Origin of the sequence: Cardinium endosymbiont cBtQ1 of Bemisia tabaci, assembly GCF_000689375.1 — a bacterium.
In the GTDB taxonomy this organism is placed as follows: domain Bacteria; phylum Bacteroidota; class Bacteroidia; order Cytophagales; family Amoebophilaceae; genus Cardinium.
This window is the reverse complement of sequence record NZ_CBQZ010000004.1, coordinates 1-26,968: the sequence shown is the minus strand read 5'-3', so window position 1 is coordinate 26,968 and position 26,968 is coordinate 1. Positions and strand designations below refer to the sequence as shown.

The following is a 26,968-nucleotide window of genomic DNA, read 5'->3' as shown; positions in this document are numbered from 1 at the left end:
ATAGATATTTAAGTATAATACACACGTTTTACCCTTTGGCTTATTTGGGTAAGTAATTCATAAGAAATAGTACCCAACCGTTGGGCTAACCTATCTATTGGATGTTCTGCACTAAAAATAATCACTTCATCACCACGTTTTAATGCTAGACCTGTGACATCGACCATCGCCATATCCATGCATACATTACCTATAATAGAACATTCATGGCCTTGGATGACCACAGTGGCTTTGCCGCACCCAAATGATCTGCTTAAACCATCTGCATAACCTATAGGTATGGTGGCAATGGTCATCGCTTGTGTAGCTATGGCTTTGCGATCATAGCCTATGCTATCGCCTTTTTGAATAGACTTGACCTGTGAAATGGTGGTTTTAAGCTTGCTGGCTGGTAAGAGATGGGGCTGTATGGTTTGATCAACCCCTACACCATGTAAGCCAATCCCTAGTCGTACCATATCAAATTGAAATTGTGGAAAACGTAAGATACCATTGGTGTTTAAAAGATGTTTCAAAGGCTTTATGGCCAGCTGTTTTTCTATATATTGCGCCATTTTTATAAATTTTTCTGCCTGTAACAGGGTATATCCATCGTGCAAGTCTGCTTGTGAAGCAGCTAAATGGCTAAAAATACTGACTATATGTAGACCGGGCATTTGTTTCAACTGCTTTATCAGTTGGTCTAGCTCTTTTGCTGCTATACCCAAACGGTGCATGCCTGTTTCTAATTTAAGGTGGATGGATATGGATTCGACCGATCTTTCTGCTATAAAACAAGCCAATGCATCTAATAATGGCAAGCTGTATATTTCTGGTTCTAAATGATGGTCTAAGATGGCATCAAAGTGATCATCGGTTGGATTCATCACCATAATCGGTAAGGTAATGCCTTTCTGGCGCAAAGAGATGCCCTCATCCATATAGGCGACTCCTAGATACTCCACGCCATGGCGCTGTAGTACAGAAGCTAATTCAAAGTTACTGCTACCACTACCATAGCAGGAAGCTTTTACCATAGCCATAATTTTGGTGCCTACGTTTAGTTGTCTTCTAAAGTAAGAGAGGTTATGTCTGATCGCATGCATATCGATCTCTAAAATGGTTCCATGGTTGTTTTGTTCTATGGTTTGCACCACCCGTTCCAATCGAAACGTACGTGCTCCCTTTAGTAAGATGGTTTCATTTTTAAAGGATGGCTTTTTTGACAAATACTCTTCTATACCATTAAAAAATATGGTTTCTGGTATAGGGAAAAGCGTTTTATACTGGCACATAAGGGGGCCAATACCGATGAGTCGATCGATGGTATATTGGACCAATAAGTCAGCTAGTTCCTGATAAAGTTGGGCATCAGGTGTAGCAGATTGTAATATATCAGTTAAAATAACCGTTCGTTTCGTTGGCTGTTGTTGTTGCATAAAATCTAATGCAATGGTTAGACTGACCATATCATTGGTATAGGTATCATCTATGATCTGGCAACGATAGATCCCCGCTTTAAGGGTCATACGCATCGGTATGGAGGTAAGCTGCAAGAGTGAACGTTGCAATGGTCCGGGCTCAAAGCCATTGTGTAGTAGGTAGACCAGACAATGGGTTATATTCTCTATGGAAGCCTTATCCCGAAAGGGAATTACAAAAGTGTTGCTTTGGGTGGTTGTAGTAATTTGTAGAGTGGTTTGGTTGATTAGCCGTTTGTAACCAACCCTATAATCTGCTTTTTGGTTATGAAAAGACCAATTTACCAGTACTTTTGTCCTACCATATAGATCGACCATGGCTAGATGAATCGGTTGATGGTCTTTACAATAATAAATGGTTGTACAGCTGGTAAACAATTTTATTTTCTCCTCAATTTTTTGAGTGATGTTTTGAAAGCCTTGGCTGTGGGCAGGGCCAATGTTGGTAATCAATCCATGCGTCGGTTGAATCAGTCGTGCTAATCTGGCCATTTCACCTGTTTGCCCAATACCTGCTTCAAAGATGCCATATGCATGGCTGGGTTGTAATAGGCTTATGGAAAGTGGGACACCCACCTGAGAATTGTAACTCTGAGGGTTGCTAACCGTTGTATACTTTCTAGATAAAAATTCATGCATCCATTCTTTTACAATGGTTTTGCCATTGCTACCCGTAATGCCCAATACCGGTAACTGATATTTCGAGCGGTAAAAAGCAATAAATTGGTGTAAAGCTTCTAAGGTATTGGTTACTTGTAGGATATTGACCCCATTGAATTTTTCTACCATAGCACAATGATATGCGTGGGCTACAACAAACTGACGGATCCCTTTTTCATAAGCTGCTGCTATATAATCGTGTCCATCGTGGTTAATGCCTACAATGGCAAAAAAAATAGGAAATGGAGTAGTGGTTTTATTTCTGCTGTCTATGATTAATTCGGTAATCGGAGAATTAGCTGCTTGAACAACTACTTGGCCAGCTGTAACCACTACTAAGTCACTAAAGTAAGCAAGCGTATGAGGAAGATGCATCGTTTACTAAATGGAGTTGTATAAGCCAAATAACAGTGGCATGAGGGAAAAGGCTTGATGGATTTTATTGCCTGTTTTTTGTTTACTTATCACCCAAAGTAGTTATTTATTTACTGATTTACAAAAATAAAATATTACTTATTGGTTTGATATTTATACTAGTTGAACAACTATATTACTTACTTTTACTAGGCTTTAATGTATCTAAAATTGATTTTTTAAATTGATTATTATAATATATATGTATTTTACATTTAGGTTGCATACTAACAAAGTTATAATTTTTTGTTTAAATTTTTCAGTTTATTATAGCATATGATAGAATATCTATAGGGATACAAACTATTTAACTACAGCAACAACTATAGATATATCATCTTGTTTACCTCCTTGATATGATTTATAATCAGAAGATTGTATTCCTAAAGCATGCATGGATTTTTCTGAAAAAGGAGACGTTTTATTCAAGTTTCTACTATTTTCTATGGCTTTTTTAGCCAGCCTATCTATTATTTCCTTTGCAGAATGATCAGGATTGATTAGACTAATCAGTTCTGAACCATCGAGATTATCAAATAAACCATCTGTACCCATAATCATCACATCTCTTTTTTCCAATCGATATACTCCACGGTCACAATCATCTGGACAATCCATACTTCTTTTACCTAATTGATAGGGGAAATTAAATATATGTTGCTGTTCTTTAGTCTTAACTTGAAACTGCTTATTGCGCAAGACCCTTAACCCAGAGTCTCCTAAATTAGCCCATATTAAATGGCCTTGGTCAATAGTGGCCACGCAAATAGTGGTACTGGCTACTTTGTCTGTTTTATGGTAACCATCCCTGATCATTTCTAATGGGCTTTCAGCACTCGATGCTGCAATATTATGGACTAATGTACTAGAATAGTTGCCTGCAATTTTACCCCATCCACCGACACCATCTGCTACACCAAATGTAACCTTTTGGTCAAAATGGCTTCCAATAGACTCAATAAGCAAGCTATCGCTTACACGTTCATCTGTTAAAATATTTTTATATCCTGTATCATGTTTAGCGTTACCAGCAACTGCTACATCAATTCTATATGTATTGGTACACAATATAGCCCCAGAAGGTAGAAGAGCCTTAACAAACAAGGCATCATCTCCACATTGATAGGATTTTAAAAGATAGCTTAGTGAAATATTTTTAGCTTGATCAACAGATCTACTGGATGATATATTGCTAGATTTAGGGTATCTCCAACAGGCTAAATATAAGGCAGAAATAAGAAAGTATCTTATTGAGTAAAGGGGGTAATCTATTAAATGTGAAAATAGGCATTATACAATAGAGCATATAAATTTGACATATATCTATTATTGCTTATACTTTAAAAATAAAAAATGGTATAATAGAAATATTTAAAGCAATCAAGGTGATCGGTATCCAACCGATCACCTTGATTGGACCAATAGATGGCCATCAAGCAATAGATTACATCATACCACCCATTCCGCCACCCATCTGAGGCATAGGAGCAGGTTTTTCATCTTCCGGATCATCTGCTACTACACAAGCCGTTGTAAGTAAAAGAGAGGCAATAGAAGCTGCATTCTCTAGCGCCAATCTGGTTACTTTAGTTGGATCAATAATCCCTGCTTTATAGAGATCTTCAAACACATCTGTACGGGCATTGTATCCAAAAGAATCGGTACCTTCTTTTACACGCTGGACCACTACAGATGGCTCACCGCCTGCATTGGCCACAATGGTGCGCAAAGGCGACTCTAGTGCAAGCCTCAAAATTTTGATACCTGTTTGTTCATCTTCATTTTCTACAGCTAGGTGATCCAATGATCCAGAGGTTGCTGCACACAACAATGCAACACCGCCACCTGGCACAATACCTTCTTGTACAGCAGCTCTTGTGGCATGCAACGCATCATCTACACGGTCTTTTTTCTCTTTCATTTCTACTTCGGTAGCTGCACCAATATACAAGATGGCTACACCACCAGATAACTTTGCCAAACGCTCTTGGAGTTTTTCTTTGTCATAATCAGAAGTAGCATGTGCTATTTGCGACTTAATTTGGGCAATCCTGGCTTCGATATCTTTTTTGTTTCCGCCACCATGTACAATAACCGTACGATCTTTATCGATATTGACTTTTTCTGCACTACCCAAACAGTCCAAAGTAACACTTTCTAGTTTGCAACCTTTTTCTTCCGCAATTAAGGTACCTCCTGTAAGCACTGCAATATCTTCTAACATTGCTTTTCTTCTATCACCAAAACCAGGCGCCTTTACAGCAGCTACACGTAAAATACCTCGAATTTTATTTACAACAAGAGTAGCCAATGCTTCACCATCTATATCTTCTGCAACGATTACCAATGGTCTTCCACTTTGAGAAACAGCTTCTAAAATAGGAAGAAGATCCTTCATAGTAGAAATTTTCTTATCACAAATCAGAATATAAGGATTAGAAAGCTCTACTTCCATTTTTTCTGTATTGGTTGCAAAATAAGGGGATAGATAGCCTCGATCAAATTCCATTCCCTCTACTACCTTTACTTCTGTTTCTGTTCCCTTTGCTTCCTCAACTGTAATCACGCCATCTTTACCCACTTTTTCCATAGCATCTGCAATCATTTTACCGATTTTAGAGTCGCTATTAGCAGAAATAGTGGCTACCTGTTCTATTTCCTTGGAATCATTAATTTTTTTAGAGATTTCTTGTAACTTTTTAACAACGGCTGTTACACCTTTGTCTATACCACGTTTGATGTCCATCGGATTAGCTCCTGCAGCGACATTTTTAATACCATGTGTAAAAATAGATTGAGCCAAAAGTGTGGCAGTAGTAGTACCATCTCCAGCGCTATCTGCTGTTTTAGAAGCTACCTCTTTCACCAGTTGTGCACCCATATTTTCTACAGGATCTTTTAGACTAATTTCTTTTGCCACCGATACACCATCTTTAGTCACACTAGGGGCACCAAACTTTTTATCTAAAATAACATTCCTACCTTTTGGACCTAGGGTAACCTTTACTGCATTGGCCATGGTATCAATGCCTTTTTTTAGCTTTTCTCGTGCTTCTGCATCAAAAATTATATTCTTTGCCATTGTATATTAGTTTAATAAGGTTATAAGAATTTAATTGATTATGTATACTATGAATTAGGTAATAGCATAAATATCTGATTCTTTCATAATAAGATAGGATATACCATCTATATGTAACTCTGTACCACTATACTTGCCATAAAGCACGTGATCTCCTACTTTAACCGTGATAGGTTCATCTTTCTTACCTGGCCCTACTGCAACTACTTTTCCTTTTTGAGGTTTTTCTTTAGCACTATCAGGAATAATAATTCCGCCAACTGTTTTTTCTTCAGCTGCTGCAGGTTCTACTAGAACTCTATCAGCTAATGGTTTTATATGAACTTTGCTCATAACTTATATATTATAATAATGGTTGATCGTATACATCTACATTAAGCTATGTGCACAACACGCCAACTTGGTTGCACACATTTTAATCTGACCTGTACTAAAGCAGATTTCATGCCAAACCCCTTAAACGGATAAAATTATAAAGTATAAATGAAGAGGTGGTGACAATTAGTCAGCGTTTGGCTATCATGCAATTGTGTCCATATCCATTCAACCATGTTATAAAGGCATTTCAGGTTACGGAGTGACCATATAATTCATAGCGATACGTAATGATTTTGGATAAAAAGCATCTAAATTTACAATGGTATATTTTTAATTTAAAATCTAGTAAGCGGTTTGCACTATAAAAAGCATATGTTAAACGCCTTATCCATTACGCCTACTGAAATACTGAATGACTACCGAATAGCTTGTGAGAGCAGAGCAGCAAGTGTCTTGGCACGGAAAGAAGTCTTTGCAGGAAAGGCCAAATTTGGCATTTTTGGAGATGGTAAAGAGGTGGCTCAACTAGCTATGGCTAAATATTTTCAAGCTGGAGATTGGCGTTCCGGCTACTATAGAGACCAAACTTTTATGTTTGCGATTGGTGCCCTGACTTTGCAACAATATTTTGCCCAATTATATGCACATGCTTCTATAGAGGCTGATCCGGCTTCTGGAGGGAGAATGATGAACAGCCATTTTGCAACAAGATTTATAGATGGAGCAGGGAATTGGTTGAATCAACTCACCCGTAAAAACGTTTCTGCTGATCTATCCTGTACGGCCTCACAAATGCCCAGATTATTAGGGCTAGCCTATGCTTCTAAATTATACCGAGCTACTGATTTTCAGAAGATACAAAAAAATTTCTCTAATAAAGGGAATGAAGTGGCTTTTGGTACCATTGGTGATGCAAGTACTTCAGAGGGTATGTTTTTTGAAACCATTAATGCAGGCGGGGTTTTACAAGTACCTATGTGTATTTCTATTTGGGATGATGGATATGGTATCTCTGTTCCCCAACCCTATCATACTACTAAGGGAGACATTTCTGCCGTTTTAGCAGGTTTCAAACGGACTAAGGGGAAAGCTGGCTATGAAATATTTGTTGTGAAGGGGTGGGACTATCTAGCTTTATGTCACATCTATCATCAGGCGGTAACCATCTGTAGAACCGAACATGTTCCTGTATTGATTCACGTTAAAGAACTTACCCAACCACAAGGCCATTCTACATCTGGCTCTCATGAACGGTATAAGTCGGCAAAACGACTAAGATGGGAAAAGGCATATGACTGCCTACCAAAGATGGCAGCATGGATGATAGGAAGTGGTATAGCCAATGAAGAGGCACTTCAAAAAATTGCCTTAGAAGCAGATAAAAAAGTAAAAGTAGCACAGCAAGCTGCATGGAATAGCTGTATCCATGAGCGCAACCAAGCAAAAAATGAGCTACTTGCTTTGTTAAATGATATCGTATTGCCCCAAGAGATAGTAGACACGAGCGAATGGCCTACTATTATGCATACGCTTGCACAACCACATCTCCGTCACTTAGATATCAGCCAAGCAGTAGATAAAGCACTCTATGCATTACGAGAGATACCTTACGTCCATAAAAAGGGTCTACTGGCTTGGTGGCACAAAAATATAAGAAACAACACAAACAGATTCAGTAGCCATCTTTATAGCCATTCTAGCAGTGCTGCTTTATATGTAAAAGGCATACCTCCTATTTATACAGAAAATCCTTCACAGGTAGACGGTAGAGAAATATTATGTAGTTGTTTTAAATCGTTATTAGAACGTGATGGTCGTGTTTTTGCGATTGGACAAGATTTAGGCAAAATAGGTGATGTAAACCAGGGTTTTGCAGGTCTACAAGCTCTATATGGCCCACTACGCGTAACCGATACCAGCATTCGAGAATGTACTATGATCGGCCAAGGCATTGGTGCAGCCATGCGTGGGCTAAGGCCAATCGTTGAAATACAATATTTAGACTATCTTCCTTATGCTTTACAGATTATACAAGATGATTTAGCTACGCTGCTATATAGAACAAAAGGAGGACAAAAAGCACCTATGATCATTCGAACAAGAGGCCACCGACTAGAGGGCATCTGGCACGCTGGTTCTTATATATCGAGCATTATGCATGCCATAAGGGGGATCTACCTACTAGTGCCCCGGAATATGACCCAAGCAGCTGGTTTTTACAATACTATGATGCGTTCAGATGACATTGCTTTAATCATTGAGTGCTTGAACGGTTACCGCTTAAAAGAACCTATGCCTAATAATGTAGCAACCATGACCATACCAATAGGTGTACCAGAACTACTTCGTGTAGGCAAAGATGTGACGATTGTGACCTATGGTGCAATGTGTCGAATTGTTTGTGCAGCAGCAAATAGCCTCTCAAGTTTAGGCATTGAATGTGAAGTCATTGATGTACAGACTTTATTACCCTTTGATATACATCATAGTATTGTACAATCATTGGCAAAAACCAATCGTATTGTTTTTGCAGATGAAGATGTCCCAGGCGGTACAACTGCCTATATGATGCAACAAGTATTGGAAGAGCAGAAAGGTTACGCTATGTTGGACGAACCACCGATAACCATTAGCAGCAAACCACATCGCCCAGCCTACGGAGACGATGGAAACTATTTTTCTAAACCTAACGTAGAGGAAATAGTGAGTAAAATATATAGCATGATGCATGAAGTAGATCCCTTACGCTATCCAGCTATTTTATAGGTGAAACAGAGCCTACGCAAGGCACATAAAATTTTTTAGATCTATCAAAATTTCTTAGAAATCTATGGCGCACTTTTGGGGTGTGATGGCGCTTGCTTAGTGGCCCTATCTACTGCTTTGAGCTGAGCGATCACCTTAGACTTTTTTTGCTTAGCAACTGCAATATTCTTTTTATTTTTCGATTGCTGAATCATAGAGTCCAAAGTAGCTTTAGCTTGTATAAGATTCCCCAACATTAGGTAATTGTCTGCCATTAGCAAAAAAGCTCCATCTATATAATGCATGTTGTGCGGATATTTTTCTACTAGATCAAACAAAATATCTAAAGAAGTGGTATAAGCTTTTCGTTTAAATGCTGTATGGGCCAATAGATATTGTGCCTCTGATGCTGTAACGGTATGCAATGGCTTACTAGCTTTTAAAAAATGGCTTGCAGCACGCTTATATTCTGACCGTTGCAAGGCTATTTTGCCTAGATAAAGCCCAGCCTGTTGGATGGTTTCAACTGGTGCATCCTTAGGATTATTCAACAATTGTAAACAAGCAGGTGTGGTAATTTGATATTTTTTTAGGCTAAAACTAGCCTTTATAAGCCCTATTAAAGTATAATGATATTCTTTGTTTGTCAGTTCCATCTTCTGTAATTTTTGGTAATGGGTAATGGCTTCTTGAAAACGCTTGCCTTGATAAGCTAGATCAGCCATTCTTAACCATGCTTTTTTATGGAAAGTAGTTTGGGGGGCAGCTATTATCTTTTTATAATAACGTATAGCTGGGTCCTGCTTTTGCAGCCTATAATAGCTTTCTGCCATTAAAAAATAGGCTTCTGCAAGCCACTGACTAGAAGGATAGTCCTTATCAAAAGCAGCCAGTTTTTGCAACACTTTATGATAAGCCTGATTATAAAAGAGACGTTTGGCCGCACCAATGGTCTGCTCATCGGAATGGCTAGCCAGTTTTTGCGTTACATGGGCATATTTTTTTAAATATACATCTGATTTTTCAGGGATTCCTTGCACAGCAAACAGATTGCATAACGCCATTAAAGCACTTTCTGCATGGAGGTGAGTAGGATATTCGTCTAAAATTGCCTGGTAGTCTGCAGCAGCAGATTGGTATTTTTTAAGATTTTCATAAGCAAGTCCTCGTTTGATTAATAACTCTGGTTGTAAATCACTGGTTGGCTTCCGTTGGATAAGGTGGCTAAATGATTGAATGGCTGCTTCATAGCGGCCTGCGTTGAATATAGTGCAAGCTTTATGATAACATGCTTTTTCATAATACTTGGTATCTGTATGATGGATGAATATTTCTTGTAGGCAACGCTCTGCCTGCAGTTTGTCTCCTAATATCTCGTAAATCAAAGCTTCTTGGTAGCGAACATGGGCAGGATGATAGGTATAGACACGTGCATAGCGCCTAAGGGCTTCCTCGTAATCTTTTTTTACATAAGAACAATCAGCCAACCGAAGTATGGCATCATAATGGGTAGCAGCAGGCTGTTTTTGGGTAATCGTTATATAGGCTTCAAAAGTTTGGGCTGCAGTGGTATAATGGCCCGTGTTAAAGTAACTATAGGCTAATCCATATAGGTTTTTTGCATAATAAAGTGTATGTAAATCATCTTGTTGCCGATATTTTTTATAAAAGCTTAAAGCTTTTTCATATGCGCCAACGGCAGAAAAGGATTCTCCCAACCAAAACTGAGCTTGTAACACCAAAGCGGGTTTAAAAGGGAAAATTAGCGATTGCTTTAAGTATGCTATAGCAGCATCAAATCTATCTGCATTGTATGCTGCTAATCCTTCATAAAAGAGTACTTTTTGGTATAATCTTAAGAGTGGTTCTGTTTTATAGGGTAGTGCGGCCATATAATCTATGGCCCGTTGATAGGCCCTTATTTTATAGTAACAGGTTACCAGTAAGGTCTGTGCAGCCGAAAGATTTTCACTCTCTGGTCGGGCTTGAATAAAAGCCGTCATTGTTTCTATAACCTCTGCAATAGCGCCCTGTTGGTAACGTAAGCCTGCACCTTTAATAGCTGCTAAATCGCTTATGGCCGGATCAAATTTTAGCCGTCCAGCTTGGCAAAAAGCAGCTATTGCTGCTGGAAGATTTCCTTGTTTTTCATAGATTAGGCCACTATAGTAGGCAGCAATTTGACCGGCATGATCCTCCTTTTTTACCAATTGCTGAAAACAAGTCTCTGCTTGAGGGTATTGTTCCGTTTTATATAACGCATGGCCCAGCTTAGCCCATGTCATACGGGCGGTATCTTTATCTAAGGCTGCCTGATAGTGGAGAACAGCTGCTTGATATTGGTTGAGGAAAAAGTAGGCATCCGCAATAAGAAGTTGATCTTGTTTGCCAAAAGATGAGGCCGGACAATTTTGTACATAGGCTAATAATGATGAAAAATTTCCTGCTTTATGATATACCTTTAAAATCAAACTTTGGGTTTCTTGTCTGTATTTTTTGTTGGCCATTTGTAGCGCGACCAGCGCACCATCATAATCTCCTTGCTCAAAAGCTATATAAGCCATCTGTAATTGTGCAGGATAATAATAAGGATGGGTTTTGTGGTTAATAGCTAAAAAGCTTTTTTTTGCATTTCCCCAATCTTTTAATTGCAAATAGGTATGTCCTATCGCATATTGAAAAGCTGCGCGTGCTTTAGGTGCTAAGCGATCTGGATTAATATTTTGATATAAGATGAGGCTTTTATCCCACAAACCTGCTTGAGAAAAACAATGGGCCAAATGATAACGCACGGTTTCTAGATGTGGACTGGTAGGATGTTTTACTATAAAATATTGTAATAGCATAACTATATGTGGATCTTTGTTTTCTAAAGCAGATAAGACTAAATAATAGGAAGCTTCTTCTTGCTTATATTTTTTAGACTGCTGGTTTGCATAAGTTTCAAAGTACTTTTGAGCCGTATCATATTGCTGTTCGTCAAACTGCACCAGCCCTTCATGAAAGATAGCTTCTGGAAATGCAACAGACGAATGATTGGTTAAAGCAAATCCTTTATAAGGGATACTCATTAAGAAAATGGCCATTGCCATAACCGCATATATTGGTTGTATCATAAGTATATTAGGTTCAAAGTTAACTCACCCTGCATTGCAAATACAGGGCTTAAGATTACGGCATGAATGCCTTAGCCACAGCTAGTTTTCGACTTGAAAATCTCCAAGTTGATCTTCTATTTATCCATGTCTATCAACATAATCCTTGATCAGTTGATCTGTAAAAGTACTAGAATTTTTTACAAACAGATTACTTTTTTATAAAATTGAACCTTTAATTGCCAAATATGTTGAAACGACGCACTGCAAGTGCGGGGTTTTTCTCCCAAAGTGAGACAATAAACCACAGTAACAGTTTTGGTCCTATAGCAAACTGGTCAATATGCGTATACCACTAAACTGGATAAGAAAGCGCCCACAATGGACTACATTTATAAAAATGGTTCGTACATTCTATAGCTCCAAAATAGGGATTTCTATTTTATCTTGCTACGCTAGCATAGCTATTTTACATTTTATATGCAAAATAGCAGTTACGGAATAGAACTTATTGGCTTTTTACAAGTCAATCTAAGGGTGCATTAATTTAAAAATTAATTCTTTCATAATTTGGTAATCATTCATATTGGAATTAATGCCTTTTAATTGTAGATCCGCTTGATGGAGATAGGTTATGTTATCCATGGTTTGGTGCAATGTATACTTTTGAACCGCATTAAGGTACCCTTTTATAAAATAGGGATGTATATCAACTTGTTGCGCAATCTTAGTAGGAATAGTTTCTTTGGTTTGGTGCAATACCAGTAGCTTGGCAAAAAAATTGTATAAAATGGTTACAATAGGTAACGCAGCATGTTCTTTGGAACTAGATGCACAAATACCAATCATTTGGTAACTTTTGGGATAATCTTTCTGAACAATGGCTTTTTGTAGTTCAAATAGATTGAAAGGCTTGTGCAGCCCTATATAAGCTTCTACGGTATCATCGGTAATTGTACTGTTTGCGGTGAGGTTAATACGTAACTTATGGAGTTCATTAGCTATTCTTGTTAAATCATTACCTATATAGGCCTCTACTAAGCAAACCGCTTGTTCTGTGATAGACAGCTGAAGATTTTGTACAAAGGACTTGATAAAAGAAGGCAATTGTGCATCATATAGTTTTTTAGAGGTAACCAATACATTGTGTTTGCTTAACGCTTTCCCAAAAGCACTTCTTCCATCTATTGTTTTGTATTTGTGTGCAAAAACCAACAGGGTAGTAGGTTGTGGATGGTGCACATAATGCAATAATAGCTGTTGGCCCATAGCGCTTTTTAAGTCTGCCATCTCTTGTGCTTCTTTGACGATAACCACTTGTAGCCTAGCGGCCATTGGAAAACGGCGTGCCTGGGTAAGCAGTGTAGCCATGCTGCATTCTTTGCCATAGACAATGGTTAGATTAAAGTTTTGTTCAGCCGGCGTCAGTAGTTTTTCTTCGAGATATTGCGTAATGGCATCGATATAATATACTTCTTCTCCTTGCAAAAAATAAATAGGCGCATAGCTATTTTTTTGCAAATCTTCTAGAATCTTTTGTGGAGATTGCATGATAGGATTGATTTTTTACATTTAAAATGAACTATTTTTTTCTTTTTAAGCGATCATAATCGCCCCATGGTTTAGGGGATTACCTGCTGCAGCTTTAAGCGGGCTTCAATATACCATCTTGCAATAATAAAATTTTATCTGTAATAGTTGCCAACGATTGGTTATGGGTTACCAAAACGAAAGTTTGCTTGAGCCGCTTAGAAAGATCTAAGAAAAGCGCATGTAGCATTTCTCCATTTTTCGAATCAAGATTACCACTGGGTTCATCAGCAAAAACAATAGATGGGTGGTTGATCAATGCTCTAGCCACAGCGGCACGCTGTCGCTCGCCTCCAGAAACAGCTTCTGGTAAATGATTTTTTCGATGGCTAATACCGAGTAAATCTAAAAGGTAACTGGCTTTTTGGACTACCTCTTTTTTAGAAAAAGCACCAATATAGCCTGGTATACAAATGTTTTCAAAAATTGTAAATTCGGGTAAAAGGTTATGAAACTGAAAAACAAATCCTATTTTTTTATTTCTAAATGTCGCCAATGCACGGCCTTTCAGTGCTATAAGATCTATGCCATCCAGTGTTAAAAGGCCACTATCTGGCTTGTCTAATGTAGATAAAAGATGTAATAAGGTAGTTTTTCCAGCCCCAGAGGGCCCCATAATGGCCACCATCTCCCCGGTATGGATGGATAGATCGATCTGTTTCAGGATTTTATATCCATGGTAAGATTTACAGACTTGTTTGGCTACAAGCATATATATGCATAAAATTTTGTATTTTTACTTGAAATTTAAGACTCTGCTGCAAAAAATAGACTGTAAATATATAAATTTTGGTCACGCGCTCGTAGTTCAACCGGATAGAACGTCGGATTTCGGCTCCGAAGGTTGAGGGTTCGAATCCTTCCGAGCGCACAATTCGAATTATAAGAAAGCCACACGAGTAGTCTAAACAAATAAGGTATAGATAAACCCAAAAATAGGCCCAATATGGCTCAATGGGTAATATTCTTCTCCTAGCGCAAGGAATCCTGATCAACCAATTGGATATCTTTTTGAATGTGATGCCGTGCCAATAGATTGGCTATCAAAGCGATAAATGGAAAGAGAATGCCTATTTTATAGCTGCTATATCCATCTGGCAAATAGGCAGCATTAGCCTTGTTAACCAACATCCAAATACCCACCCCTAGTACAATTAATAGCAAGCTGATGTGGGTAGTTAAATGGAGTTGTAACTTTCTATGGTTATGCTGGGTGATGGCATACATTGCTGTTCCCATAAGCCAACAGCAGTATAAAGCACAACAACCATAGGGGAATATAATACATTGATCTGTAGAAAGAATAAGCCCATAGGACTTCATGGTACAAATACGGTCTAAGCTTACTTTTACCCAAACTGAAACGTTCAAAAAAGCAGCCATAGCGATACAAACTATACCTAAATATAGCGATTGAATTCTTTGAATCATGTGCAATGGTATAAAAATAGAAAAAGCTAAGAAAGTAGCAGGTCAAACAGCGATACGTATAGTCCATCCAAATATTTAGACAACTAACTACCACCTTATCCATCGATTAGGCTATTAATGTATAGCTCTATAGTAGATCTACGTATAATTTTATTTATATAAGCAACCTTTTATAGGTATTAGCAGAACAATTTTTCTATCTTAACCTCGGATAAAAGCGGTCTGGACGGGACTCGAACCCGCGACCTCCTACGTGACAGGCAGGCATTCTAACCAACTGAACTACCAGACCGTAAAACTTCTACAAACTCCTACGGTGAAGTACAAATTTAATGTATAAATTATTATTTATCAAAAATAATAATCGTTTTATACAGGAAAATAATTGCAAGTTCAAACTGTCTCATGTAAATTCACAGCATAATAATGAACTTGTTATCATAGCATAGTGTGAATGGGTTTAACACTAACCCACCCATCTACATAAATGGCTATATAATTTTTAAATCTGTATATACCATGACCAAATCAGAAGTAATTTTAGCAATCGCTCGGAAAACAGGGATTGATAAAGAAGATGTTAAAAATACGATCGATGAATTATTTCGTGTTATTCAAGATGCTGTAATAGATGATCATCGCGTACATTTTAGTGGTTTTGGTAGTTTTTCTAAAAAGAAACGTGCTAAAAAAATTGGGCGTAACATTAGTACCAATACAGCTATTGTTGTAGAGGAACACTATATTCCATTTTTTAAGCATTCTAAGTTTTTTGCAGCAAAAATTAAAGCAGCTGGTGCTACATAACCTTTATAAGGCTAGATACATAACACCATCATTATTGTAATGATAGACAATGATCAAGTTTTTTTTCTAATATGAGAAAGATAACTTGATAAAGAAATATAATGTAAAAATGTCATGGTATTTAGTCAGGTGAAGAAGTGTGTTAAATACGAAAATAGTATTTGCTTTAAGCTTGCAATGCTTTACAAATTTGCAAAACGCTATTGCAAAAGAAGATTAAGTCTTAGTGTTACTTTTCACTTGGTCAGTGGCTTTGATGAAGCAAAAGGTGGTGTGAATATAGTGGGCCTATTAGGCGCTAAAAACCATAAATAAACCTGATGACTTTAGTAGCGCTTAGGGTATATTTGTTCAATCACCTGTAAACATCATCTTCTTAAGAAGTACAAAAATAGCCCTGTATAAAAAGTTTTGAAAGCCCTGCTTAGAGTTGAAAAATCCACTCCTTAGGTTCCGTACCAAATGGCTTGGCGTGCTATCTATAAGCACTGGGTTCAAAATTTTTTAACAGGGCTTGATTTATATTTTATTTTTTGATACACCGAATTAATCTGAATAGATACGCTATATTTTATTTAATTAAACAGGTTCATAGCATCTACAATGCCTTTATTACACCAAGCCATTAATATTTCACAAGCTTTATCCAAGTGGTCATCTATTGTTTGTAATTCTTTTTCATTAAAATTATTTAAAACAAAATCCGAAAGTTTACCTTTGGGAAAATCATTTCCAATACCTATTCGAAGACGTGGGTAGTGGTTTGAAGCCAGAGCATGGGCAATGCTTTTTAGGCCATTGTGGCCTGCATCAGCACCTTTCGTCCGCAAACGCATTCTACCAAAAGGAAGGGCGATGTCATCTACAATCGTCAAACTTTGTTCAACTGGTATTTTTAAGTAGTGCAACCAATAGCGAACGGATTTACCACTATTATTCATATAAGTGGTAGGTTTAATCATATATACTTGATATGGATGGTGGGCAAAAGAAGAGATAGCAGCCAACCGACTTACTTGAAAAGTAACTTTTTGTTGAGCTGCTAAATGGTCCACTACTAAAAATCCTACATTATGCCTAGTATGAACATATTCTGAACCAATGTTTCCCAATCCAACTAGTAGTAATTTCATAGGTTATTTTAGACGCTATGGCTATTGATGGTACTGCTTCAAAACCACCCCAAAAGGCAATTTATGATTACTTCCCTTTTTTCTCCTCTTTACTAGCTGCACTACGCAATGCCCTTGGAATCTCAATAGAGGCGACTGGTGTATTAGGCAAGGCTAAAATAGTATAATTTGCCATTGGAATTTGATGCACCCGTACAATTTGTCCCAAATCAAGATGAGAAACATCGATATCCACGATCGATGGCATATTCTTTGGATAAGCTGAGATAGGCAATTTTCTTTGCTTCTTAGCAAGCACCCCTCCTTTGGCTACACCAATTGCTTTCCCAACAAATGCGGTTGGGATATCCATTTTAATTTTTTTACTATCAAAAATTTGCAAAAAATCCACATGCAACATCATTTCACTTACTGGATGGAATTGCATCTCTTGTAAAATACATCTGTAGATGGATCCTTCAATATTGAGGTCTACAAAATGGGCATGAGGTGTATAAATCAAATCACGTAAAAGCACCATAGGTACATGGAAATGTACTTGCTCGGTACCACCATATAATACCCCTGGGACTTGTGCAGCTGTTCTTAGTTTTTTAGATTCGGCCTTACCGAGATTTGCTCTTTTATACCCTAAAATCTCTATTACTTTCATATTTGTGCTTTCTGATTAATAAAAAGTTAACCCGCCCTCGATTGCAAATACAGGGCTTAAGATTACGGCATGAATGGCTTAGCCACAACTAGTTTTCAACTTTAAAATATCCAAGTTTGTGTTCTTTCGATTTATATTTATCAATATGATTCTTTATCATTTTATACTGCATCTCTAAATTCTATATGTTGAAACAACGCACTGCAAGTGCGGGGTTTTTCTTCCAAAGCTAGACAATAAAATCTTCGTGATGGATATATATCTAGAATATAACAAATGACTAGTTAGGTATCATCATGTAGCCATTACACGAAGAACCAAATTTAATAAAAAAAGCATGCAGATAAAAAGTATAGTGGACTGAAAAATATAGTAACCCGAAAAATTAGGACAAACTTTGGTTCTGTCGCGTCTATTTAAAAAAAACCATTAAATTAAGGTTTTGTTTTAAAACTTAATAAGAATGTTTGCCATTAGGCCAAGATTGCTCCTATTTTAAAGGATTTTGCCCATCAGCAAAGGTAATTTTCTTATTTTGTCTACATGAAATACCGTTTCCCTGTAAAGCTATAGAGACCTGGAAGAAATGATGCATATCAAAGGGACAAAAGTGGATCACCATACCCCACAGAGAGGCCTATACACAATCAACGACAAACACAAGAGAGCGCAAAAAACAGATCTGATGTAACGTGTACCTAACACAACTTAACAAACCCTGAGGTCATTATCTTGCTTTTTATTAAGTTTGGATGATTTGTTTTTGAAAAGATAGAAAAGTGTGTAAACGAATTATTTATTTTGCGGCATATCTACTTACCTTCCCCCTTTCTATTTGGGCTGAAGCGATGACCTATAAAGCGGATCGGTTAGAAAGCGATGTGATAGATAATAAGCCTTGTAAGAAACTAGAAGGGAATGTGGTCTTTACTTTCCATACGAACGGTATGGTATTGACTGCAGATAAGGCCTATAAATATGATGATCAAGAGCTTATAAAAGCGCAGGGCAATGTCAAAATTATGGATCAAGAAGGTAACGTTGTAGAAAGTGTTTTCTTAACCTATGACTTACTACAAAAGCGAGCTGTTTTCGAAAAAAATGTACGCTATTTATCTAGAAAAGCTACATTTTATACTCCTAAATTAATCTACGATGTGGAAAAAAAACAAGGTAAGTTTTTGCAAGGGGGAAAGTTGGTACAAGATCAAATGGTTTTAACCAGTAGTATGGGTCTTTATGATGGTGCCCATCATCAAGTTACCTTTTGCGATAAGGTAGTCTTAGTAGACCCTAGTTATACCTTCCATTCCGATCAGCTGGATTATAAGACTGAATCAGAGGTTGCTTACTTTCGAGGCCCTACCAAAATTATTTATCGTGATGGAGTACTTAAGACCCCTAAGGGGGGATATTATTCATTGCCTAAAAAACAACTTGCTTTTGAACAAGGAGTACTTACCACAGAAAATATAAGGCTTGCTGCAGACCACTTAGAGATTGTTAATGGAGAGGATTGCGCAGCTACTGGCCATGTCTCACTTCATTCGCAAAAGCATGATGCCTTAATAACCGGTGGTAAGGCTAGTTATACTAGAAAAGAGAAAAAAAGCGTCATAACAGATAGCCCATTATTAACCAAAGTATTAAATAATGAGACGATCTATTTGCGTGCAGATACTTTTATTTTTTTGGAAAAAAATGAGCCACCTGAGCAAGAAGTTCATGCTTTAAACCATGTTAGGCTCTACCAAGAAGTTTTACAGGGTGTTGCAGATGGCGCTGTTTACAATACCAGTAAAAACACAATTTATTTACATAATAAGCCGATTATTTGGTGCGGTCAATACCAAATTACAGGAGAAGCAGTACACTTGGCTATAGAGGAAGGAGAGCATGTGCGTATGTTTGTAGATAAAAATCTATTTATGGCCTCAGAAAATTTAGTTGGTCACTACAATCAAGTAAAGGGGAATAAACTAGTTGGGCTTTTTAAAGAAGGTGTAATTGAGAAAATGTCGATAAGTGGTAATAGTGAGAGTATATATTTTGCGCTTGGGGATAACAATGAGCTGGTAGGTATGAACCATCTCAAATGTAATGGTATGGAAATGAATATGGTTGATAACACATTAGCGCAAATGACTTGCCAGCCCAAACCAATAGGGGTCTTTTATCCAGCAGAAAGTTTAAAAGAAGCGCAAATGAAATTACCTGGTTTTGTTTGGTTTGGTGAAAAATGGCCTACGAAAGCAAATATCTTAGAAGGACTGCTTAAAGATGTAACAGATCAAAATTATAGTGGACCGAAAAAACTGGACAAAAAATGAGTTAAAATGTTTCCTATTTTAGTAGTTTTATTGTTCCATAATGGAATGATACATTAAAAGGAATATTTACCTTAATTTTACTGATGCACATGTTATGGAGGAATATGCCCTTAAATGGTAAGACCCTTAGCGTGTATTTACGTACTATTTTGCCTAATACCCTTAATACCCTATTGTAATAACATATTTTGTATTAATACTTCACCTTATGTACTGGATTCTTTTAATTATGGCAGGACTTTTTGAAATAGCGTTTTCTATTTCATTAAAATATTCTAATGGTTTAACAAAACTAAAACCAACGATCTTTTTTATTTTCTTTGGAGCATTAAGTTTTATATGTCTTTCAAAAACTTTGAACAAAATTCCTATAGGTACAGCATATGCGGTTTGGACTGGTATTGGTTCTGCTGGCACTGCAATATTAGGTATATTGATCTTTAATGAACCAATATCTATATTACGATTATTCTTTATTACTACTCTAATAGTATCAATAATTGGACTTAACTTTTCTTAAAGTTAGGACCATCGGTACCGAATCGAAAAAAGTTACGATTTGCGGATCTATCTCCTCTGTATAACAGGTCTAATGCAGCAGAAAACTTAAATTGGATAGATGCTTTTACCCTTAGGTTATTTTCCAGCACCATTGTAAAAGTAGATGAGGGAGATAATCTACTAACGTCAATTCTGGATTAGAGTTATTGTAAACCAGTCATATATATTAGTTATAGCCGGTTTTTTCTCTTTTAGTCCATAAGCTGTAATTCCAGCAATGAAATTGACAATAAAATTAGGTATACTTCTATGTCTGTAATATTCTATCTGACTGCACGCCGGTACAGCTGTGAAACAAATGGGGTGCAAGTCCCCAGACTCTAATTTGGGTTCTGTCGCATGTGTGTAAAGAAAGCCTTAAATTTAGATTTTTAGTTTAAAACTTTAGTTTAGATGTTTAGTATTACGCCTCGATTATTGCCATATTTTAAAGGATTTTGTTCATCCCCGGAGTTAATTCTTTTATTTGTGTACATGAAATGTCGTTTTTCGTTAAGCTATAGAGATCTGGAAGAGATGATGCATATCAGAGGCGCAAAGATTGATCATTCCACTTTACAAAGATGGGTTATTAAGTTTGTTCCCCTCATAGATCAAGAAGTAAGAAGACGAAAACGCCCAGTTAGTAGTAGTTGGAGAATGGATGAAACTTACGTAAAGATGAATGGTAAGTGGATCTATTTATATAGAGCAGTAGATCGTTATGGAGATACAGTTGACTTTTTTCTAAGTGAAAGTAGAGACAAGTCTGCAGCTTCTTTATTTTTTTCGTAAAGGCTATCAGCTGTAATAATATTCCTTCTAAAGTGGTAGTTGATAAAAAGCGGTAGTAATAAGGCTGCGCTTGATGCTTTAAATACAGAACTAGATCAAGATCATAAAATTCCAATATTTCAAAACAAATACCTGAATAATAGAGTCGAGCAAGACCACAGGTTTATACAAAAAACGGATAAAGACTATGCTAGGGTTTAAGAATTTCCATGCTGCTGCCATTACTATAAAAGGGATAGAAAATATTAGAATCATTCAAAAAGGACAATTAATCGGAACTAAAAAACAGAATTCTACTTTTGAAAACTTTGCCAAGATTATGGCCGCATAATATCCAATTTTTAAGACAAACCGGAGAACTAGGAAAAATTCAATGTAGATGCGACAGATCCCTAATTTGTCTATTTCGGGAGTCTAGATAGTGTCGTCATGAAATATTTTGTATATTAGGTTTGTAGTTCGTATTATATTTTTAAATTAATAGGATCAATTATATTCCTAAGATGTCTAAATGGATTCACCGTCATGATATTTCAGACAAAGTATGGTCTATTTTAGGATCTGTCGCATCTACATTGAATTTTTCCTAGTTCTCCGGTTTGTCTTAAAAATTGGATATTATGCGGCCATAATCTTGGCAAAGTTTTCAAAAGTAGAATTCTGTTTTTTAGTTCCGATTAATTGTCCTTTTTGAATGATTCTAATATTTTCTATCCCTTTTATAGTAATGGCAGCAGCATGGAAATTCTTAAACCCTAGCATAGTCTTTATCCGTTTTTTGATAAACCTGTGGTCTTGCTCGACTCTATTATTCAGGTATTTGTTTTGAAATATTGGAATTTTATGATCTTGATCTAGTTCTGTATTTAAAGCATCAAGCGCAGCCTTATTACTACCGCTTTTATCAACTACCACTTTAGAAGGAATATTATTACAGCTGATAGCCTTACGAAAAAAATAAAGAAGCTGCAGACTTGTCTCTACTTTCACTTAGAAAAAAGTACAACTGTATCTCCATAACGATCTACTGCTCTATATAAATAGATCCACTTACCATTCATCTTTACGTAAGTTTCATCCATTCTCCAACTACTACTAACTGGGCGTTTTCGTCTTCTTACTTCTTGATCTATGAGGGGAACAAACTTAATAACCCATCTTTGTAAAGTGGAATGATCAATCTTTGCGCCTCTGATATGCATCATCTCTTCCAGATCTCTATAGCTTAACGAAAAACGACATTTCATGTACACAAATAAAAGAATTAACTCCGGGGATGAACAAAATCCTTTAAAATATGGCAATAATCGAGGCGTAATACTAAACATCTAAACTAAAGTTTTAAACTAAAAATCTAAATTTAAGGCTTTCTTTACACACATGCGACAGAACCCGTCAGAATGTATCGTATGGCTTAGCAGACTATATTGTCCTTAAACAGTTCCTTTATTTGTATTTTTCAAAATAGGCCTTTAATTTGCAACTGGTAACAGATCATTTACGCCTTTTATTTTGCCTTGTTCTTGTGGTATATAAAAATGCGTCCAAGGAGTAGTGAGCTATAGCTGCTATAGCTTCTGTTTAACCATTAATTAGTGCAATAGTAGATTAAAATATGGATAAAAAATATAGAATGATTCTTTATAAAGTAGGTAGGTATAGATTTTCTTGTGTACTGGTATGGTTGGTAATTCCCCATTCCCTTTTGGCGATTCCTCCATCCATAGCGCAGATTCTACGTACCTTTGAGGGTCAAAATAAGCAGAAGAGTGCTAAGCCAAAGCATAGTGAAGTGCCATCTCCATCAGTAGATGATACAGATAATAACCCTCCATCAGATCAAGCCACTGCTTTGTCTAATGTACAACAAGCTCGATTGGCTATTGATGCAGCTATTAAAGATAGCAAGCTCGCAGGCCATCCTGCGACCTGGTATTATAGAGGGGTTATTTATGATCGACTTTTAAGGGATCATGTGGCTTCAGAAGAAGCACCCGCTTTATTGGATCAGGCTCTTACCGCCTATGCTCAAGCGCAGCAATTAAGTGTATCTAAACACAAACAATTTCATAGCTTTTCCGTTGGTAACTTAACTGCTCTATGGAGTTATTTTTTAAACAGAGGGATAGGTTACTATAGACAAGAAGCATTTGATCAAGCCATAGAGCAATTTGCTATTTGCAGACGTATTTTGTCTAAAGAAACTACGCCATTGTTGTATATGGCTATTGCCTATCATAGCCATGATAAGCCAGAGGAAGCCTTGCGTTATTATCAAGACTATTTAAGAGTGGAAGGCCCACACTTTGCTGTTTTGCGTGCTATAGCTGCTATTCATTACTATAAACTTAAAAATTTTGATACAGCTATAGCTATTCTCAATGAAGCACTCCTTCAGTTTCCTTTTAATAATGAGTTATTAGAAGAAAAATGTTGCATCTATGATGCTGCTGGCAAATTAGATAGTTATGCAGATGGCTTAGCCGTTGGGCTCCAAAATAAAGAAATCCATGCCTATTATGCATATGCTTATCTCCTAGAATATCAAGGACGTATAGAAGAGGCCGTTTTTTATTACAAGAAAGTTTTAAAAGATCAGCCCCATCAATATGATGCGTTGTGTCAAATAGGTTTTGTATTTTACAATAAAGCCATAAAATTGCATAGCGATACGGTACAATTATTTGGACAAAAAGAGCCGTTAGCCCATCCTAGGTTGACTGATTGGTATGGCTTAATCCATGTGACGCTTAGCTATACATTGCCCGATGGTATGGGATCCGTATCGCATCACGGTATATGGCCCATTTTTAATGTAAGGCGTTGGCTCTCTAAACCACTTCTATTTGCCCGCCCTACCTGCGTAGTATATGATTATCAACTTGTTCAACATAGTAAAATAAACATCTTAAATCTGTTGTTAAAAACAGGCCATATATCCTATACAAGCCCTTTATATAGCTACATAAACCAAAAAAAAGCAGCAATATTGGCCTGTAATCAGTGGGCACAAAGGGTATCAAAATTAGAAAAATATCTAAAAAAGTCTATGGATTACCTAAAAATAGCCCGTAGACAAGACAAAAAAGACCAAGCAGTTGGACAAGCTTTGTACTATAGTTATTACTATTTAAAAAAATATCGATCTGCTTATAGCTTATTACAAGCGATGCACAAGAAAAAACAATATCTTTCAGATGATCCATTTTTTACCCATAAAGAAAAAAATTAATCGATTGTATACGAGGCTGTTTAAGTAGTCGACCTTGAAATATTATATTTATATAAATTTATTTAATTGATAGTTTTTTCGGTTCTGTCGCGTCTACCTTTAATTTTGTCTATCTCTCCCCCTTGTCGGTTCTGTCGCATGTGTGTAAAGAAAGCCTTAAATTTAGATTTTTAGTTTAAAACTTTAGTTTAGATGTTTAGTATTACGCCTCGATTATTGCCATATTTTAAAGGATTTTGTTCATCCCCGGAGTTAATTCTTTTATTTGTGTACATGAAATGTCGTTTTTCGTTAAGCTATAGAGATCTGGAAGAGATGATGCATATCAGAGGCGCAAAGATTGATCATTCCACTTTACAAAGATGGGTTATTAAGTTTGTTCCCCTCATAGATCAAGAAGTAAGAAGACGAAAACGCCCAGTTAGTAGTAGTTGGAGAATGGATGAAACTTACGTAAAGATGAATGGTAAGTGGATCTATTTATATAGAGCAGTAGATCGTTATGGAGATACAGTTGTACTTTTTTCTAAGTGAAAGTAGAGACAAGTCTGCAGCTCTTTATTTTTTTCGTAAGGCTATCAGCTGTAATAATATTCCTTCTAAAGTGGTAGTTGATAAAAGCGGTAGTAATAAGGCTGCGCTTGATGCTTTAAATACAGAACTAGATCAAGATCATAAAATTCCAATATTTCAAAACAAATACCTGAATAATAGAGTCGAGCAAGACCACAGGTTTATCAAAAAACGGATAAAGACTATGCTAGGGTTTAAGAATTTCCATGCTGCTGCCATTACTATAAAAGGGATAGAAAATATTAGAATCATTCAAAAAGGACAATTAATCGGAACTAAAAAACAGAATTCTACTTTTGAAAACTTTGCCAAGATTATGGCCGCATAATATCCAATTTTTAAGACAAACCGGAGAACTAGGAAAAATTCAATGTAGATGCGACAGATCCAGTAATAGTGTATCAAAGATATATGGTCAGTCAGAAAATGTAACGATTAGGTATAATAGTGATTCAAATAAAGTAGATAAAATCGTATGCAATAATCTATTGCATCAAAAAGATTCTGATTCCACTATATACGATGCTAATATATCGCATAACCATATTACAGTAGATAGTGGTGGTGGAATCAGCTATACTCAAAAAGATACCATAAAAGGATGTAGAAATGTAATTGTATCACCTAATACTATAGTTACAGGAGATGATACCAATTATAATATTTATATAAAATCGAAAAATTCTAACCTCGATTATGCTGAGTCTAATATAAATATACCTGGCATTGGCACAAAAAACATAATATTTCCTGAAATATCGTTATTAAACGACGCCACAAGCATTAAATACAATTCCTCAAGCAATCGCTTGATAATCAATATACCTTTATCAAAAAATGATCAGTACGAATTAGCGTTAGAAAACTATCTTACAAATACTACTAATATAACAAATTATGTATTAATAGATAGGTATGGTAATAATATTGTACTAATATTAGATAAACTTACAACAAGCCATGATATAAAGAATTTTTTAATAAATGCTGGTATAGATAGGAATATGCAAATTGAAGAGCTGGTAAACCATTATCATAATATTACATATACAGAACATAACTATAATATTCTTGGTAAAGTAAGATATCCAAATAATGATTTATGGAAATTTGGTTCTGTAGCTGATGATATCATAGAAAATGATGATAATACCATATTTATATCAGGAGGAGAAGGTAGTGATTTATATGTAGTAACTCAAACAAAGAAGGATTTAAATTTATCCATTAACAATTATGCTAGAGATTTCAAACTTGATATATTGAGTGTGCCATTCATATCAATAGATATAATTCTAATCAAAGATACTGATGATCTGATATTACATATATCGCCAGTTATGGATATTACTATTCTAGATTATTTTAGAAGTAAAGAACATCAGCATATCGTATTAATGGATCAAAATAATAATACTTTTATCCCATTTGCGATAGAAAATGGAATAACATTGATGCCATTTTGTCATAAAAGTTTACATAAAAGTATCTTTACCTTTACAGGTATAGAAAAACATATGGTAATTGATATAGATATAGGAAATATTATGCTTTATAAGCAAGGAAATGATTTATTAATAACAGAACAGACTGCTAATAACGTCAGTTTTGGATTAGAAATTAAGAAAAGAGTATAAAAAGCTCCTTTGTGTTTTAAATTTGTGGGATTGAAAAATAATCATAAAAACCAAAGGAGCCGGATATGAATGTATCAAAATTAGTTGAAATATATTACGCTGTTGATGAATTTCTTATAAAATTTATGCCTTATATGGAATCACATTTGTTACCTACTTCAGATAGAAAACCTACTAGAACATGTTCACTGACTTTGAGCGAAATAATGACAATATTAATTGCTTTTCATGTAATTGGCTTTAGAAATTTTAAGTTGTATTATATTCATTTACAACAATTTCATTCTAATGACTTTTGCAAGTTAGTAAGCTATAGTAGATTTATATCCCTAGTTCAAAGAACAGTAGTTCCATTTTACTTTTTTTCTTCAAAGTCTTTCTAAAACGAGAACAGGCTGTTATTTTATGGATTCAACCGCTATAAAGGTTTGTAATATAAAAAGAGCTTATGCTCATAAAGTATTTAAGACAATT

At 36.1% G+C, this 26,968-nt stretch carries 19 protein-coding genes, 2 tRNA genes and 5 pseudogenes; 13 read left to right on the top strand and 13 right to left on the bottom strand.

The window, feature by feature from the left end; genetic code table 11:
- Positions 1–8: 8 nt before the first annotated feature.
- The 4 genes from CHV_RS03610 to CHV_RS03595 form a co-directional block, all read right to left on the bottom strand.
- On the bottom strand, positions 9–2,495 hold the full coding sequence (locus CHV_RS03610) for a bifunctional UDP-N-acetylmuramoyl-tripeptide:D-alanyl-D-alanine ligase/alanine racemase (RefSeq protein WP_034577434.1): 2,487 nt from the start codon (positions 2,493–2,495) through the stop codon (positions 9–11).
- 342 nt (positions 2,496–2,837) lie between these two features.
- Positions 2,838–3,638 (bottom strand): PP2C family serine/threonine-protein phosphatase, encoded by an 801-nt coding sequence (locus tag CHV_RS03605; RefSeq protein WP_034577432.1) that lies wholly within the window; start codon positions 3,636–3,638, stop codon positions 2,838–2,840.
- A 340-nt stretch (positions 3,639–3,978) separates the two neighbouring features.
- On the bottom strand, positions 3,979–5,616 hold the full coding sequence (gene groL, locus CHV_RS03600; RefSeq protein WP_034577430.1) for a chaperonin GroEL: 1,638 nt from the start codon (positions 5,614–5,616) through the stop codon (positions 3,979–3,981).
- Between the two features lie 54 nt (positions 5,617–5,670).
- Positions 5,671–5,949 (bottom strand): co-chaperone GroES, encoded by a 279-nt coding sequence (locus CHV_RS03595; protein ID WP_034577428.1) that lies wholly within the window; start codon positions 5,947–5,949, stop codon positions 5,671–5,673.
- A gap of 357 nt (positions 5,950–6,306) precedes the next feature.
- Between CHV_RS03595 and CHV_RS03590 the strand changes: the two genes are divergently transcribed.
- Positions 6,307–8,700 carry an alpha-ketoacid dehydrogenase subunit alpha/beta gene (locus tag CHV_RS03590; protein ID WP_034577426.1) on the top strand — a complete coding sequence of 798 codons (2,394 nt, stop codon included), beginning with the start codon at positions 6,307–6,309 and terminating at the stop codon, positions 8,698–8,700.
- Positions 8,701–8,762: 62 nt separating this feature from the next.
- Here the strand turns inward: CHV_RS03590 and CHV_RS03585 are convergent, their stop codons facing one another.
- The 3 genes from CHV_RS03585 to CHV_RS03575 form a co-directional block, all read right to left on the bottom strand.
- The gene (locus tag CHV_RS03585) at positions 8,763–11,795 is read right to left on the bottom strand and encodes a tetratricopeptide repeat protein (RefSeq protein WP_084303107.1); all 3,033 of its coding nucleotides are present in this window, start codon (positions 11,793–11,795) and stop codon (positions 8,763–8,765) included.
- 510 nt (positions 11,796–12,305) lie between these two features.
- The gene (gene holA, locus CHV_RS03580; RefSeq protein WP_034577422.1) at positions 12,306–13,325 is read right to left on the bottom strand and encodes a DNA polymerase III subunit delta; all 1,020 of its coding nucleotides are present in this window, start codon (positions 13,323–13,325) and stop codon (positions 12,306–12,308) included.
- 94 nt (positions 13,326–13,419) lie between these two features.
- On the bottom strand, positions 13,420–14,076 hold the full coding sequence (locus CHV_RS03575; protein ID WP_034577421.1) for an ABC transporter ATP-binding protein: 657 nt from the start codon (positions 14,074–14,076) through the stop codon (positions 13,420–13,422).
- 85 nt (positions 14,077–14,161) lie between these two features.
- On the opposite strand from CHV_RS03575, the gene CHV_RS03570 reads away from it, so the two are divergent.
- Positions 14,162–14,235 (top strand) — tRNA-Arg (locus CHV_RS03570).
- A gap of 101 nt (positions 14,236–14,336) precedes the next feature.
- Here CHV_RS03570 and CHV_RS03565 read toward each other — a convergent pair.
- Both CHV_RS03565 and CHV_RS03560 read right to left on the bottom strand, forming a co-directional pair.
- Positions 14,337–14,795, bottom strand: a complete 459-nt coding sequence (locus tag CHV_RS03565; protein WP_034577420.1) for a DUF4293 family protein — start codon at positions 14,793–14,795, stop codon at positions 14,337–14,339.
- Positions 14,796–15,013: 218 nt separating this feature from the next.
- Positions 15,014–15,087 (bottom strand) — tRNA-Asp (locus tag CHV_RS03560).
- Between the two features lie 227 nt (positions 15,088–15,314).
- Between CHV_RS03560 and CHV_RS03555 the strand changes: the two genes are divergently transcribed.
- Complete coding sequence (locus tag CHV_RS03555) at positions 15,315–15,602, top strand: HU family DNA-binding protein (RefSeq protein WP_014934458.1); 288 nt, start codon at positions 15,315–15,317, stop codon at positions 15,600–15,602.
- A 177-nt stretch (positions 15,603–15,779) separates the two neighbouring features.
- On the top strand, positions 15,780–15,917 hold the full coding sequence (locus CHV_RS05635) for a hypothetical protein (RefSeq protein ID WP_156933600.1): 138 nt from the start codon (positions 15,780–15,782) through the stop codon (positions 15,915–15,917).
- Positions 15,918–16,177: 260 nt separating this feature from the next.
- Here the strand turns inward: CHV_RS05635 and pth are convergent, their stop codons facing one another.
- On the bottom strand, positions 16,178–16,735 hold the full coding sequence (gene pth, locus CHV_RS03550) for an aminoacyl-tRNA hydrolase (RefSeq protein ID WP_034577419.1): 558 nt from the start codon (positions 16,733–16,735) through the stop codon (positions 16,178–16,180).
- A gap of 67 nt (positions 16,736–16,802) precedes the next feature.
- Positions 16,803–17,387, bottom strand: a complete 585-nt coding sequence (locus CHV_RS03545) for a 50S ribosomal protein L25/general stress protein Ctc (RefSeq protein WP_034577418.1) — start codon at positions 17,385–17,387, stop codon at positions 16,803–16,805.
- A 463-nt stretch (positions 17,388–17,850) separates the two neighbouring features.
- Between CHV_RS03545 and CHV_RS05630 the strand changes: the two are divergent.
- From CHV_RS05630 to CHV_RS05865, 4 genes and pseudogenes are all read left to right on the top strand, one after another.
- Positions 17,851–18,021: pseudogene (locus tag CHV_RS05630) on the top strand (IS6 family transposase); the annotation flags it as partial.
- Positions 18,022–18,235: 214 nt separating this feature from the next.
- A complete protein-coding gene (locus CHV_RS03540) occupies positions 18,236–19,717 on the top strand; it encodes an OstA-like protein (RefSeq protein WP_034577417.1) in 1,482 nt (493 codons plus the stop codon).
- 208 nt (positions 19,718–19,925) lie between these two features.
- Positions 19,926–20,237 (top strand): DMT family transporter, encoded by a 312-nt coding sequence (locus tag CHV_RS03535; RefSeq protein ID WP_034577416.1) that lies wholly within the window; start codon positions 19,926–19,928, stop codon positions 20,235–20,237.
- 56 nt (positions 20,238–20,293) lie between these two features.
- Positions 20,294–20,419, top strand: a complete 126-nt coding sequence (locus CHV_RS05865) for a hypothetical protein (RefSeq protein ID WP_223245683.1) — start codon at positions 20,294–20,296, stop codon at positions 20,417–20,419.
- Positions 20,420–20,421: 2 nt separating this feature from the next.
- Here CHV_RS05865 and CHV_RS05625 read toward each other — a convergent pair.
- Positions 20,422–20,551, bottom strand: a pseudogene (locus CHV_RS05625) (IS982 family transposase); the annotation flags it as partial.
- A gap of 120 nt (positions 20,552–20,671) precedes the next feature.
- Between CHV_RS05625 and CHV_RS05360 the strand changes: the two are divergent.
- Positions 20,672–21,383, top strand: a pseudogene (locus tag CHV_RS05360) (IS6-like element ISCca2 family transposase).
- Between the two features lie 287 nt (positions 21,384–21,670).
- On the opposite strand, the pseudogene CHV_RS05355 reads toward CHV_RS05360, so the two are convergent.
- Positions 21,671–22,380 (bottom strand): annotated as a pseudogene (locus CHV_RS05355) (IS6-like element ISCca2 family transposase).
- Between the two features lie 287 nt (positions 22,381–22,667).
- On the opposite strand from CHV_RS05355, the gene CHV_RS03520 reads away from it, so the two are divergent.
- The 4 genes and pseudogenes from CHV_RS03520 to CHV_RS05345 all read left to right on the top strand — a co-directional run.
- Positions 22,668–24,284, top strand: a complete 1,617-nt coding sequence (locus CHV_RS03520) for a tetratricopeptide repeat protein (RefSeq protein WP_034577415.1) — start codon at positions 22,668–22,670, stop codon at positions 24,282–24,284.
- Positions 24,285–24,476: 192 nt separating this feature from the next.
- A protein-coding gene (locus CHV_RS05350; RefSeq protein ID WP_420888360.1) for an IS6-like element ISCca2 family transposase occupies positions 24,477–25,185 on the top strand; the annotation gives its coding sequence in 2 pieces (ribosomal slippage) (positions 24,477–24,806 and positions 24,808–25,185; 708 coding nt in all).
- Positions 25,154–26,494 (top strand): hypothetical protein, encoded by a 1,341-nt coding sequence (locus tag CHV_RS03510; RefSeq protein ID WP_034577414.1) that lies wholly within the window; start codon positions 25,154–25,156, stop codon positions 26,492–26,494. The genes CHV_RS05350 and CHV_RS03510 overlap by 32 nt, the downstream gene beginning before the upstream one ends.
- A 65-nt stretch (positions 26,495–26,559) precedes the next feature.
- Positions 26,560–26,968: pseudogene (locus CHV_RS05345) on the top strand (IS982-like element ISCca4 family transposase); the annotation flags it as partial.